This window comes from Caballeronia sp. LjRoot31, assembly GCF_964253885.1.
Taxonomy (GTDB): domain Bacteria; phylum Pseudomonadota; class Gammaproteobacteria; order Burkholderiales; family Burkholderiaceae; genus Caballeronia.
Window position 1 is genome coordinate 253,277 of record NZ_CAXURX020000001.1, and the last position, 13,662, is coordinate 266,938.

Consider the following 13,662-nt stretch of genomic DNA (forward strand, 5'->3'; position numbering starts at 1 on the left):
AACGGTTTTCAGGAAAGCTCTGGCAGTACGTAGTAAAAAAAGGAACCTGTTGATGGAAAACAAATCCCATGCGTTCTGGGCCGGTCTGTTCACTATCGGGCTGTTGGTCGCTATCGGCCTCGCGGTGTTCTTTTTCAACGTGGACCGCACCGTGCGCGTGCCGTACGACCTCGTCGCGCGCACCAACGTGACGGGCTTGTACACCGACGCCGACGTCCGGTATCGGGGGCTTGGCGTGGGCAAGGTGGAGTCCATCAAGTTCGACCATAACAATCCGGGGCAGATCCGCATCCGTATCGAGGTCGACAAGACCGCGCCGATCACGCAGTCCACGTTCGCTACGCTCGGTTTCCAGGGCGTGACAGGGATTGCATTCGTGCAGCTCGACGACACCGGCAAGAATCCCGCGCCGCTGGTTTCATCGGCGCAGAAGGTGGCGTCGCTGCCATTGCGCCCGGGCTTGTTCGACCAGTTGCAGCAACGCGGCGACATCCTGATCAGAAAATTTGAACGGATTGCCGACGATGCCGACAAATTCCTGTCCGACGACATGCGTGATCAGGTTCAGCAAACGGCGAAGAGCTTGCAAGGCGCCGCTGACAGCATTGCGGTGTTGAGCAAGCAGGTCGGCCCGGTGGCGGAGCAACTGCCGCGCACGCTGAATCAACTGGACCGGACACTCGCGTCGACCAATGCGCTCGCGAACAGCCTCAGCCGGGCGGACGGCCCGTTCGTGACCAACATGAATCGAGCGGGCGAGGCCGCTCAACGCGCCGGCCAGGTGATGAACGAAGTCAACGAGTCGTTGCAGGAAATGGCCGCGCGGGTGGGTTACGAGACCTTGCCACGCGTGAATTCCCTGGCCGACGACGTGGGCAGCGCGGCGCGCTCCGTGGATCGTGCCGCCGAGACCTTCAACCGGAATCCGCGCAGCGTGCTGTTTGGCGCGCCGCAGCCGACGCCGGGGCCCGGTGAGCCGGGTTTCCAGTGGCCGTCGGCGCCGTCGAGTCCATCGAAATGAAGTTGTAAAACATGGCGCAGAACCATCCGCCCCGGGTCCGCTGCCCACGGAAATTTGGCGGACTAGAGTTCGATGTCCAAGCGTTTTTGATCTTGAAATAGGGAACTGTGATGCCACACACGATCTTGCAGGCGATGCGCTTATCGAAGCGTGCTGCGCGCCCGCTGCCGCGGGCGCGCTCCGGTTTTATCAGCCTGGCCGGTTCAGCCGTTCTAGCCGTTGCCGCCATGCTCGCGGGGTGCGCGTCGGGACCGCCCGCGGCGGTGTCGAATATCCGCTACGACCTGGGTGCGCCCGCGCCGCTTGGCAACACCATGAACATGCCGCCGGTGAAAGTGCTGGCGGTGAGCGCAGCGAAAAACCTGGATACCGACGCGTTCGTGTATCGGCTGAAATATGCCAATGCCCAGCGCACCGGCAGTTATGCGGATAGCCACTGGACCATGTCGCCGGCGGAGTTGCTCACGCAGCGCCTGCGCGCGGCGCTGGCCTCGCGCGGACCGGTGCTCACGGGGGCCGACTCGGTGCGCGCGCCCATGTTGCAGGTTGATCTGACGGACTTCGAGCAAGTCTTCGATGCCCCCGAGCAAAGCCATGGCGAGGTCTCGGCGCGGGTGACGTTGTCGCAGCATGGGCAGGTGGTCAGCCAGCGCACGTTCATCGCGCGGGCGCCTTCGTACACGGCCGATGCCGCCGGTGGCGCGCGTGCGCTTGCCGCAGCTTCCGACGACCTGATCGCGCAAATGGCGGCGTGGCTCGGCGTGCAGCCGCTGGTCGCTTCGCAGTGAACGCCGCGAATCGCTTCAGGACCGCCGGTGACTGCCATGCAGGCTGACGCGGCGCGCTGTGTTCCGGAACGAGCAAGAGTGCGAGGGCCAGCGCAAGAACAACGGCGGCGCGCATGACTCTCAAGCACTGGCAGCGCCGTCCGTCCGCGCTCTCGCGGCAGGCGCTGGCGGTTTATACAATGCTGGTCGTCTACGGGTCGCTGTATCCGTTTTCCGGCTGGCGAACGCTCGGAATCGGCCCGTTCGCGTATCTCACTGATCCGCTGCCGCAATATCTCACCGCGTTCGACGTCATCACCAACGTGCTCGGTTACATGCCGTTCGGCGCGCTCGCCGTGCTTGCGCTCTATCCGCGCTGGCGTGGCGCGCTTGCGGCGGGCGTGGCGTTTATCGGCGGGGCGATGTTGTCGGGCTCGATGGAAGCCGTGCAGACCTATCTGCCCACACGGGTGGCGTCGAATCTCGATCTGGCCGCAAACGCCCTCGGCGCGCTGCTGGGCGCGGCGCTCACCGCGCCCGCCACCAGCATGCTGCTCGACCGGGGCTTGCTGCGGCGCATGCGTTTCATGTGGTTCGAGCGCGATGCCGCGTACATGATCGGCTTATCCGGGCTCTGGCCGTTCGCCGCAATGTATCCCGCGCCGTTCCTGTTCGCTGTCGGCGATTTGCCGCGCGTGCTGTGGTCGAGCATCGACCCGGTCATGCAGGACGCGCTGCTCGCGTGGACACCTGCCGCATGGAACGTCGCGACCTGGCCGGCGCATTTGGGCGCCAAGCTCCCCGACGGCGCCTGGGAAACGCTCATCACCTCGCTCAACCTGTTTGCCGCGCTGGTGTTGGCCACGTTGCCGATGCGCACTCGCGCGCCGCGTGTGCGGCTGCTGCTCGGCCTGGTGATCGCGACACTCGGCGCGAAGGCGGGCGCGACGTTCCTGCAATCGCGCGCCGGGCTCACGTTTAACTGGGCGACCGACGGCGCCATTGCCGGCATAGCGTGCGGAACGCTGGTGAGTTTGCTGTCACTGCGATGCTCGCGGGCGTGGCGTGCGACGCTGGCCGGTCTTGCGCTTGTCGTGGCGCTGGTGCTGGTGAATCTTCTGCCGGTCAATCCCTACTTCGATATCGTGCTCGCCGACTGGCGCCAGGGGCGTTATCTGCATTTCAATGGCCTTTCGCAGTGGCTTGCGTGGGTGTGGCCGTATGCTGCACTTGGCTGGTTGGCATCGACTGCGGAGCGCGCATTTCTTGCACGGCGGCGTGACGGCGGCGAAAAGCGCCGGTCGTTATAATCGGCTGAAAGCGACACAAAAATCCCACGACATCAAACATCTTCCGGCCAAGCTCATGGACCCGTTCTACAAATACCACGTGTTCTTCTGCCTTAACCAGCGCGACCCCGACGCCGCGCGCCCGAGTTGCGCGAATTGCAATGCGCAGGCCATGCAGGAGTACGCGAAGAAGCGCGTAAAACAACTCGGGCTCGCCGGCGACGGCAAGGTCCGCATCAACAAGGCCGGCTGCCTTGAGCGCTGCGAACTGGGGCCGGTGGTCGTCGTGTATCCCGAAGGGACCTGGTACACGTATGTGGATGAAGCGGATATCGATGAAATTGTCGATTCGCATCTGGTGAATGGCAAGATCGTCGAACGTTTGCTGATCGATCAGCCCGTGGTCTGAGGGCTCACGCAATGAACGCACAGACTGACAGGTTCCTGATCGACGGGCCGGTGGGCAAGATTGAAGTCGCGCTGGATCGTCCCGCCGACGGCGCGCCCACGCGAGGCATTGCGCTGGTTGCGCACCCGCACCCGTTGTACGGCGGGACGATGGACAACAAGGTCGCGCAGACCCTCGCGCGCACGCTCGTGCAACTCGGGTACGTCACGTATCGCTCGAATTTTCGGGGCGTGGGTGAAACGCAAGGCGAGCACGACAACGGCACGGGCGAACGCGACGATCTGCTGGCCGTGGTCGCTCATATGCGCGCACAGCCGGGCCAAGCCGATGTCCCGCTGGTGCTCGCCGGTTTCTCGTTCGGCACGTTCGTGATGTCGCATGTGGCGAAGCACTTGCGCGAGTCGGGCGAGGTCATTGAGCGGATGGTGTTCGTGGGGACGGCGGCGAGCAATTGGCAGGTGGCCGAAGTGCCGGACAACACGCTCGTGATTCACGGTGAAGTGGACGAAACCGTGCCTATCAATTCCGTCTACGATTGGGCGCGGCCGCAGGAATTACCCGTGGTGGTGATTCCCGGCGGCGAGCATTTCTTTCATCGCAAGCTGCATGTGCTGAAGAAGATTATCGTCGACGCATGGCGTTGAATCGGCCTCGGCTTTACGCTTCACCTGTACCAACCGTCTGTTGAATCAACGCGCGGCGAGAGGCTTTCAAAGGCTTCGCGTCGCAGCCGCTTTTATCCCATTTTTCACGGATCCCCGGCACATCCAGCCACTTTCGCGGTAAAAGCGGTTTGGCGCACGGGTATAATGGCGCAGACTTTTGCGCGACCGCTTGTCGGTTCAGCGCTTGCCGTAGCGCATGCGGCATGTGTCCGGTATCTGCATAACCGGATGCGTTTTGCCCATGTGCCGCTCGAGTATCGAAGCGCGCGGAGGTCAGTCCAGCGAGCGTTTTATGCCGCGCCGGCGGATTAAGGATTCAACCGGGCTCTCGCCGGGTTTGCCTTGGGTTTTAAGTTTGCGTGCTTTACGCCGTGTTTTAAACTCTCCGCCATTCAGCGGCAGTTCGAACCCGATTTAAAAGCCGTCAAACGAAAACCGATGCAACCCGAGCGGTCCTGACGGGTCCAATGAATCCGCTTGTCGCGCGACATCCAAAAATGTCATCGCCCAAGCGCTCTACCGGACTGCCCTTCCGCCTGTACAACCCGCGCGTTGCGTATTTCCTTGAAGGGAATGCCTGACTCGCCGATGTTTTTTCTGCCGATCCGAACCTATGCGCTTTTCCCCTTCAAGCTTGTCCTTCGTCGCTCCTTCCTCCATTCACCGCGCTGTCACTGCCGCTATCGTCTTGCCTGCGACACTTGTCGCGGCAACCGCATTTGCGCAAGTGCCGCCGCCCGATGTCACGGCGCGTTCCTGGGTTCTCGTCGATGCAACCAGCAATCAGGTGCTTGCTTCCGGCAACCCGGACGAGCGCTCGGAGCCGGCGTCGCTGACCAAGCTCATGACCGCTTATCTTGTCTTCGACGCGCTGAAGTCGAAGAAGATCAACATGGACCAGACGGTCATGCCGAGCGAGGCCGTGCGCCGCGTGGGCACGGACGAGTCGCGCATGTTCATCGAGGCGAACAAGCCGGTGACCGTGCACGATCTCGTGTACGGCATGATTATCCAGTCGGGCAATGACGCGGCTATTGCGCTGGCTGAACTGGTGGGCGGCAGCGAGTCGAACTTCGTCGCGCTGATGAACGCGGCGGCGAAACAGATCGGTATGAAGAATACCCATTTCGCCGATGTCAACGGCATGCCCGACCCGCAGCACTACACCACGGCAGGCGATCTGGCCGTGTTGTCCACGCGCCTGATTCGAGATTTTCCCGAGTACTACAGCATCTTCTCGGTGAAGGATTTCACCTATAACAAGATCAAGCAGCCGAACCGCAATCGCTTGCTGTGGATTGATTCGACCGTCGACGGCCTCAAGACCGGCCATACCCAGGCGGCCGGATATTGCCTGATTGCTTCGGCGAAACGTCCGCTGGACGGCGTGCCCGACGCCAGCCGCCGTCTGGTCGCCGTGATGATGGGCGAGCCGAAAGAGCACAACCGGGTGCAGGACAGCCTGAAAATGCTGAACTACGGCTATACGGCCTATGACGCGCTGCGCCTTTACAAGGCGGGTCAGGTGATCGAGTCGCCGCGTGTTTACAAGGGTACGGACAACCTGGTGAAGGCAGGCGTGGAGACGGATCAGTACATCACGGTGCCGAAGGGCATGGGCGACAAGGTCAAGCCGACGGTCACGCATAACGACACCATCATTGCGCCGATCAAGAAGGGCCAGCAGGTTGGGACCGTGAAAATGATGGCGGACGGCAAGGAAGTTGCGCAGTTTCCGCTAGTCGCGTTGCAGGATGTGCCGCAAGCCGGTTTTGTCGGCCGGACGTGGGACTCGCTGCTGATGATGTGGCAAAAGAAGAAGTAAGCGGAAGAAGTAAGCGGCAAGGCACGGCGGCGGTTGGATTTACGTGATCCGGCTCCATCTATGCCTGCTGTACGACGCCCGGGTGGACCGGGCGTCCTGTGATGGAGAACACCATGAGCTCACCCGATATCGACGCCCTGTTCGATTTCCCCTGCGATTTTCCGATCAAGGTGATGGGCGCGACGCATCCGGAATTCCGCGATGCCGTCGTGACTGTAATCCGCGAATTTGACGACCAGTTTGACATCGAGCGTATTGAAGTGCGTCCGTCCTCGGGCGGTAAATACACCGGTCTGACTATTACCGTGCGGGCGCAAAGCCGCGCGCATCTCGACGATATCTATCGTGCGCTGACCGGTCACCCGATGGTCAAAGTGGTACTTTGAGCCTGAGTTCGGGCGCGGCCGGCAGTGACGGCGGCATGGGTGCATCGCAGGCGGCCGGCGTGCACTCGTAGAGTTGCTTGAAGCGCATGATTTCGTCGAAGAGCCAGGTGCGAAAGACCTGCACGCGTTGCGTTCCCAGCAACGCGGGCGGGCACACGAAGTAGTAATTCCACGGGCTCGGCCCGTCTACATTGAACAACCGCACGAGCCGGCCCGCCACGATTTCATGCATGGCAAGCGATCGGCGCACGAGCGCAATTCCCTGGCCTTGAATGGCCGCCTGCAGCAAATTCGACGAATCCTCGTATAAAACCCCGCGCTTTGGCTCAGGAAAATCCACGAGCCCGGCTGCATCGAACCACGGCTTCCAGAGCTCGTCGTGCGAGCGCAGCAGCGGCACGTCGGCCATGTCGGCGGGTGTGCGCGGCAGCTTGCCGCCGTTGAAATTCGGCGAACACGCCGGGAAAAACACTTCATCGAGCAATTCTTCCGCGTGCAATCCGGCATATTTGCCCAAGCTGCTGAAACGGATGGCGACGTCCACGTCGTCGCGGGTGAAATCGGTCAGCGTGTTGGTCGAGAGCAGTTCCAGGTTGATTTCCGGATGTTCCTCGATAAACCCGCCGATCCGCGGTGTCACCCAGCGCGCTGAAAACGACGACAACATAGATACCACCAGCCGCCGGTCCCGTTCTCCTGATCGCAGGCGGCGCGTGGCTTCGGCGAGGGCGGAGAGTGTGGCGCGAACCTCGGTGGCGTATTGGCGGCCAATGTCCGAGAGGCGTACGCGTTTGCCGTCGCGAGCGAATAGCGTGACGCCGAGATCGGCTTCGAGCGCGCGAATCTGGTGGCTGACGGCGCCGTGGGTGACGAACAGTTCGTCGGCGGCGCGTGAAAAGCTTTCGTGACGCGCGGCGGCTTCGAAGGCGCGCAGCGCGTTGAGGGCGGGGAGTTGTCGGAGGTCCACGGGCGTTCACTCGAGTTGCATATGTGAATTTATCTCACAAACCGACGAAAATTGCTCGTTTTGCTGAAACGTATGCTGAGCCTATCTTATAGCCATGAACACGATTTTTGGCGGAGGCTGTCATGCGAGAAATATCCACAAGCATCACGTTTGAGATAGGCGATGGGGAAACCGTTCCGATGAAGATCGGCCGCAGCGTTCGGTTGGTCGTTCAGGGTGCGCCAGTGTGGGCTACGCGCAGTAACGATACGGAAGATTACTGGCTTGTACCAGGCGATTGCCTGAAGCTGCGTGAGCATGAGCGGTTGTGGCTGAGTACGGAGAAGGGGCGTACGGCGCAGGTGGTGTTCACGTTGGCGCCGCGGCCAGATCAGCGGGCGATTGGATGGTTGGCGCGCCGTTTTGAGAAGCTTGCCGGGCGGTTCCGGTCGGGGTGGAGGACGGTTTAAGCGGTTTCCCGTTCTCGCTCATGTAGCGAGGTAGTTTGGCTCGCACAAGATTGCAGGGCTTAGCGGTCGAGACTGAAGCCGGGTTGCTGGGCCTCGACCGCCAGGCCGCAAAACCACTCCTTCAAAAACCGTCCGCCGACGCGAGCAACCGAAGTTCGGTAAACTAACGGGACTATGTCCGCCCAGCCGGTAATAACTCCCCACTCAGCGTCAATAGACCACTCCGTCCCTAGCGCCTTGACCCCCTCGGTCATTTTCCGCTGGCGTGGCCTTGAGCCCTACACACAAAGTTTCGACGCCATGCGCGCCTTCACGGATACGCGCACGCCCGAGACCGCCGATGAAATCTGGCTCGTCGAACATCCGCCCGTTTTCACGCTGGGACTGGCCGGCGATCCCGCGCATCTGCTCAACCCCGATAGCGACATTCCGCTCGTCAAAGTCGATCGTGGCGGCCAGATCACCTATCACGGGCCCGGACAAGTTGTTGCATACCTCCTGCTCGATCTACGCCGCCGCAAACTCATGGTCCGCGAACTCGTGCAGCGAATCGAGGCAGGCGTGATCGAAACGCTTGCATCGTATAATCTCGCAACGGAACGCAAGGAACGCGCGCCGGGCATCTACGTCGCGCCAACGCCGTCGCAGCTCGCCCATGCAGGCGCAAAGATCGCAGCGCTCGGGCTGAAAATTCGCAACGGCTGCAGTTATCACGGTGTGAGCCTCAACGTGAAAATGGACTTGCAACCGTTCCTCGCGATCAACCCGTGTGGCTACGCCGGCCTCGAAACTGTCGACATGGCAACACTCGGCGTGACGGCAGAATGGAACGACGTGGCTCAAACGCTGGCAGAAAACCTCACTCACCATATTGGCGGCCACAGCGCGACCGCCGCCCAACCGCAGAACGGCGTGGCCGTCTGAATGGACCGACCGAATGACTGACGTAACCGGAAATCTGGCTGGCAGCACCGCTACTTCGACCCCCGCTGCGGCGCCCTACGACGCCACCGCCAAACAAAAAGCGCAGGCGAAAACGGCGCGCATCCCGATCAAGATCATCCCGATCGAAAGGCTGAAAAAGCCGGAATGGATTCGCGTGAAGGCCGCAACGGGCAATTCACGATTCACCGAAATCAAGCAGATCCTGCGCGAACACAATCTCCATACGGTCTGCGAAGAAGCGAGCTGCCCGAACATTGGCGAATGTTTCGGCAAGGGCACCGCGACCTTCATGATCATGGGCGATAAATGCACGCGTCGTTGCCCGTTCTGCGACGTGGGCCACGGCCGCCCCGATCCCCTCGATGCCGACGAACCGCTGAACCTCGCACGCACTATCGGCGCGTTGAAGTTGAAGTATGTGGTGATCACGAGCGTTGACCGCGACGACCTGCGCGACGGCGGCGCAGCGCACTTCGTGGAATGTATCCGGCAGGTGCGCGAGCATTCGCCGATGACGCGCATCGAAATTTTGACGCCGGATTTCCGTGGCCGTCTGGACCGCGCAATCGGCATTCTGACCGCCGCGCCGCCCGACGTGATGAACCACAATCTTGAAACGGTGCCGCGTCTGTACAAGGAAGCGCGTCCGGGTTCGGATTACGCGCATTCGCTGAAGCTGCTGAAGGACTTCAAGGCGCTGCATCCGGAAGTGGCGACCAAGTCCGGCCTGATGGTCGGCCTGGGCGAAACGGAAGAAGAAATCCTCCAGGTCATGCGCGACCTGCGTGAGCACAACGTCGATATGCTGACTATCGGCCAGTATTTGCAGCCTTCCGAACATCATCTTCCGGTGCGTTCGTACGTGCATCCGGATACGTTCAAGATGTACGAGGAAGAAGCGTACAAGATGGGGTTCACGCACGCGGCCGTTGGCGCGATGGTCCGTTCGAGCTACCACGCGGATCAGCAGGCTCACGACGCGGGCCTGGTCGGAGCGATGTAAGTTTTCCTCTGGCTTGACCAGTACGAAAAAACCCACGGAAACGTGGGTTTTTTCGTTTTGACACCGCTCCAATTGCCCGGAACGCGCGACCTCGCCGAACCCTCTTCCAATCCCCCGAAAACCTCGGGAAAGCCCGTAAATAAAGCGTCTCAGGGATAACCCGAATGCCGTCCGGATGGTCGGACGGTCTAATTCCCGAATTCCGGAAACGCAGATTTTCACTGTTTCGCATCAACAAAAAACCCTTAAAAATCAATGCTGAACGCGGGTCAAAAACTGGCATCGACCTTGCAATATGAAGGGTGGCCAGACAGGCCATAAAAAAGACAGGGAGACGATTCGATGCAACCCATCCCATTCAGCTTTACCTGATTTTGCCGACGCCAGACGCGCATCGCCGCAGCCTAGCGCCGGCGCGTTTTTGTCTCACCCCTTTGCTTTTTCGCCGACCATGCCCGGAACAACTGTGACAACCGTGAAGAAACCTTTTTATAAAGTCCTGTATGTGCAGGTGCTGTTGGCTATTGCCATCGGCATTGCGCTCGGGCATTTTTATCCTGCGCTCGCCACCGAGATGAAACCGCTCGGAGATGGGTTCATCAAGCTCATCAAGATGGTGATCGGCCCAATCATCTTCTGTACGGTCGTGACCGGTATCGCCGGCATGGAAGACATGAAGAAGGTCGGGCGCGTAGGCGGCAAGGCGCTGCTCTACTTCGAAATCGTCTCGACGTTCGCACTTGTGCTCGGCCTGGCCGCGACGCATCTGCTGAAACCAGGCGTTGGCTTCAATATCGATCCGGCTACGCTGGACGCCAAGGCGGTCGCTTCGTACGCCGCGAAGGCGCACGGCCAGACGACCACCGATTTCCTGATGCACATCATTCCGGACACGATCTCGTCCGCATTCGCGCAAGGCGAAATCCTGCAGATCCTGCTGGTCGCGCTGTTGTTCGGTGCCGTGCTGGCTACTGCAGGTGAGAAAGGCCGCGTGGTGACGAGCTTTATCGAAGGCTTGTCGCACATCCTGTTCGGCATCGTGCGCATCATCACGAAGCTGGCCCCGATCGGCGCGTTCGGTGCAATGGCGTTCACCATCGGCAAGTACGGCATCGGCTCGCTGATCCCCATGCTCAAGCTGATCGGCACGTTCTATCTGACGTCGATCGTCTTCGTGGTCGTCGTACTCGGCGCGATTGCGCGGCTGGTGGGCTTCAACATCTTCCGGTTCGTCGCGTACATCAAGGAAGAAATGCTGATCGTGCTGGGCACGAGTTCATCGGAAGCCGCGTTGCCGCAATTGATGCTCAAACTCGAAAAGCTCGGCTGCTCGCGCTCGGTGGTGGGCCTCGTCGTGCCGACCGGTTATTCGTTCAACCTCGACGGCACCAACATCTACATGACGATGGCCGTCCTGTTCATCGCCCAGGCCACGAACACGGACCTGACGTGGACGCAGCAACTGACGCTGCTCGCGGTGACCATGCTGACGTCGAAGGGCGCGAGCGGCGTGACCGGCGCAGGGTTCATCACGCTGGCTGCAACGCTCGCTGTCGTACCGACCATTCCGCTGTCGGGCATGGTGCTGATTCTTGGCATCGACCGCTTCATGAGCGAGTGCCGCGCGTTGACGAACATCGTGGGTAACGGCGTGGCGACGGTGGTTGTGTCGGCGTGGGAAAAGGAACTGGACCGCAACAAGCTGCGCGATCAGCTCAAGCACGGCGCGGTGGATACCGAAGCCGAAACCGTGTCCTGATCGGGCGAAGCAGCGGCTCATCCGAGTTCGCTGCTTAGTCGACATCCACGCGAAAAGGATTCAACAGCAATGAAAGCGGCGAAGCATTCGGCGGCGGATGCTTCGCCGCATGCGTTTACGAAGCAGGGCACGAAGGCATCGGCGGAAACCGCGTTCGAAGCAGCGCGTGCCACAATCGGGCTTCCCCATCGTCTGGAGCCCGTTCACGTGACCCGGCGTTTGGTCGTTTTCCTGCTTCTCCTCGCAGCGCTGGCCGGTGTATGCGCGCTCACGTGGAGCATCGCGTGGCAACGCGGGCTCGACACGTTGCGTCAAAACGCGGCGGCGCGTGTAGACCGTACGACGGCCGAGCTGAAAAGCACGCTCGACCGTTACGAATATCTGCCTTATCTGCTTTCGCGCCACCCGTTCGTGCAGGAGGTTCTCGCCGATCCGAACCCAAGCTTCGCCGCACGCGCGGACCGTTATCTCGCCGACCTGAACACGCACGCGCGCGCCACGGCGACCTACATCATCCAGTCGAACGGGCGCTGCGTGGCGGCGAGCAACTGGAATGGACCGGATAGTTTCGTGGGCGCGGAATACCTGTTCCGGCCGTATTTCGTCGATGCAGTCAAAGGCGGCACCGGCCGCTTTTTCGGTCTCGGCACGATCTCGCGCGAGCCCGGTTATTTCATCTCGCAGCCGGTATTCAAAGAGGGCACGCGGGACATTATCGGCGTGGCGGTGGTCAAGCTGAACCTGGAATGGCTGCAAGGCGCCGATGCCTCCGAGCCGCTGCTCGTCACCGACGATCACGGCGTGATCTTCCTGTCTTCCGTGCCGGCATGGAAATATCACACGCTGCGGCCGTTGCCGAAGGACATCGAAGCGTCGGTGTATTCGGCGCGGCAATACGCGCAGCATCCGATCACCGCGTTGCCGATGACCATCGTGCGAACGCTCGAAGACGGCGCGCAGATTGTGCGCGTGGGAGGCGGGCGCGACGCGCCGAGTTTTCTCGCCACGCAGCGCGCATTGGGCGAGCCCGATTGGCACTTGATGACGATGGTGTCTCTCGATCCGGCGGTCGATGCCGCGTGGAGCGCGACGATTGTGACCGCGCTCGTGTTCGTCTCGCTATGTTTGCTCGCGTTCTACTGGCGCATGCGGCGTGTGCGCGTGCGGGAAATGATCCGCAGCCGCGCGCTGTTGCAGACGGCTTATGCCGAGCTGAACGAACGCGTCGCGGAGCGAACGGTGGATTTATCGGAGGCGAACGCGTTGTTGACCAAGGAGGTCGGCGAGCGCACGCGGGCCGAACAGGACTTGCGCGCCGCGCACGACGAGCTGATCCAGGCGAGCAAACTGGCCGCGCTCGGTCAGATGGCGGCGGGCATCACGCATGAACTGAACCAGCCGCTTGCCGCGTTGCGCAGTTTCTCCGACAACACCCGCGTGCTCATCGAGCGCGGCGATCACGTGGCGGCCCATGAGAATCTCGAGGCGATTGCCGCGCTGACCGAGCGCATGGGAAAGATCACGAATCAGTTGAAGTTGTTCGTGGCGAAGGCCCGTCCGAAAAACGCGCGTACCGATGTTGGCCGCGCATTGCGCAACGTGCTCGCCATGTTGCAGCCGCGCATGAAGAACGTGGTGCTCGCCTTCGATGCCAACGAACGCGCCGATTCCAGCCCGCCGCTGTATGTGCGCTGCGAGGATTTGCGGCTTGAGCAAATCCTGATCAACCTGATTGGCAACGCGCTGGACGCGGTGGCCGCGTGCGATGTTCCTCGTATCGAGATTGAGTTGGTGAGGTACGAAACAACGGTCGACATTCTGGTGCGCGACAACGGGCCGGGCATTCCAGCAGATGTCCTGCCGCGTCTTTTCGAGCCGTTTTTCACCACGAAGGAAATGGGTCACGGATTGGGCCTGGGGTTGGCGATTTCATCGGCTATAGCGCGGGATTACGGCGGCACATTGGTCGCACGCAACCTCGTCCCGCAGATGGAAGTGGATGGGCCCGAGGGCGGCACGCAGGCCGACGCCGATCGCTCGCACGGGGCAGAATTCGTGATTACGCTGCATCGGGCGTGAAAAGCAGGCTGTAGTAGCACGTGCCACATGCTGAGAAAATGCGATGACACGCCGTCGCTCGCGCTGAAAGCGGCAATACAAAGCAATACCCCGCAGGA

The 13,662-nt window shown here is 61.2% G+C and carries 13 protein-coding genes; 12 read left to right on the forward strand and 1 reads right to left on the reverse strand.

Features of this window, described 5'->3' with window-relative positions; all coding sequences use genetic code 11:
* Positions 1–52: 52 nt before the first annotated feature.
* From ACSQ8V_RS01135 to ACSQ8V_RS01165, 7 genes are all read left to right on the forward strand, one after another.
* Positions 53–1,021 carry an MlaD family protein gene (locus tag ACSQ8V_RS01135; protein WP_436180638.1) on the forward strand — a complete coding sequence of 323 codons (969 nt, stop codon included), beginning with the start codon at positions 53–55 and terminating at the stop codon, positions 1,019–1,021.
* Positions 1,022–1,131: 110 nt separating this feature from the next.
* Positions 1,132–1,809 (forward strand): ABC-type transport auxiliary lipoprotein family protein, encoded by a 678-nt coding sequence (locus ACSQ8V_RS01140; RefSeq protein WP_436180639.1) that lies wholly within the window; start codon positions 1,132–1,134, stop codon positions 1,807–1,809.
* Positions 1,810–1,922: 113 nt separating this feature from the next.
* Positions 1,923–3,098 carry a VanZ family protein gene (locus ACSQ8V_RS01145; protein ID WP_436204652.1) on the forward strand — a complete coding sequence of 392 codons (1,176 nt, stop codon included), beginning with the start codon at positions 1,923–1,925 and terminating at the stop codon, positions 3,096–3,098.
* Between the two features lie 55 nt (positions 3,099–3,153).
* Positions 3,154–3,486: a (2Fe-2S) ferredoxin domain-containing protein gene (locus ACSQ8V_RS01150; RefSeq protein ID WP_089165576.1), complete on the forward strand. Its 333-nt coding sequence runs from the start codon at positions 3,154–3,156 to the stop codon at positions 3,484–3,486.
* Positions 3,487–3,497: 11 nt separating this feature from the next.
* A complete protein-coding gene (locus ACSQ8V_RS01155; RefSeq protein ID WP_436204653.1) occupies positions 3,498–4,130 on the forward strand; it encodes an alpha/beta hydrolase in 633 nt (210 codons plus the stop codon).
* A gap of 634 nt (positions 4,131–4,764) precedes the next feature.
* Positions 4,765–5,976 (forward strand): D-alanyl-D-alanine carboxypeptidase family protein, encoded by a 1,212-nt coding sequence (locus ACSQ8V_RS01160; protein ID WP_213764723.1) that lies wholly within the window; start codon positions 4,765–4,767, stop codon positions 5,974–5,976.
* A 113-nt stretch (positions 5,977–6,089) separates the two neighbouring features.
* Positions 6,090–6,362, forward strand: coding sequence for a DUF493 family protein (locus ACSQ8V_RS01165; protein ID WP_213764724.1), 273 nt, complete (start codon positions 6,090–6,092; stop codon positions 6,360–6,362).
* Here ACSQ8V_RS01165 and ACSQ8V_RS01170 read toward each other — a convergent pair.
* Positions 6,346–7,329: a transcriptional regulator GcvA gene (locus ACSQ8V_RS01170; RefSeq protein ID WP_436204654.1), complete on the reverse strand. Its 984-nt coding sequence runs from the start codon at positions 7,327–7,329 to the stop codon at positions 6,346–6,348. The two genes, ACSQ8V_RS01165 and ACSQ8V_RS01170, sit on opposite strands and share 17 nt — an antisense overlap.
* A gap of 122 nt (positions 7,330–7,451) precedes the next feature.
* Between ACSQ8V_RS01170 and ACSQ8V_RS01175 the strand changes: the two genes are divergently transcribed.
* From ACSQ8V_RS01175 to ACSQ8V_RS01195, 5 genes are all read left to right on the forward strand, one after another.
* Entirely contained in the window at positions 7,452–7,778 is a 327-nt protein-coding gene (locus ACSQ8V_RS01175) for a DUF2917 domain-containing protein (RefSeq protein ID WP_436204655.1), read from the forward strand.
* A gap of 174 nt (positions 7,779–7,952) precedes the next feature.
* Positions 7,953–8,702, forward strand: coding sequence for a lipoyl(octanoyl) transferase LipB (gene lipB, locus ACSQ8V_RS01180; RefSeq protein ID WP_436204656.1), 750 nt, complete (start codon positions 7,953–7,955; stop codon positions 8,700–8,702).
* Between the two features lie 13 nt (positions 8,703–8,715).
* Positions 8,716–9,726: a lipoyl synthase gene (gene lipA / locus ACSQ8V_RS01185; protein WP_213764728.1), complete on the forward strand. Its 1,011-nt coding sequence runs from the start codon at positions 8,716–8,718 to the stop codon at positions 9,724–9,726.
* A gap of 475 nt (positions 9,727–10,201) precedes the next feature.
* Positions 10,202–11,485 carry a dicarboxylate/amino acid:cation symporter gene (locus ACSQ8V_RS01190; RefSeq protein WP_213764729.1) on the forward strand — a complete coding sequence of 428 codons (1,284 nt, stop codon included), beginning with the start codon at positions 10,202–10,204 and terminating at the stop codon, positions 11,483–11,485.
* A 69-nt stretch (positions 11,486–11,554) separates the two neighbouring features.
* A complete protein-coding gene (locus ACSQ8V_RS01195; RefSeq protein ID WP_436204657.1) occupies positions 11,555–13,564 on the forward strand; it encodes a sensor histidine kinase in 2,010 nt (669 codons plus the stop codon).
* The last annotated feature ends 98 nt before the right edge of the window (positions 13,565–13,662 follow it).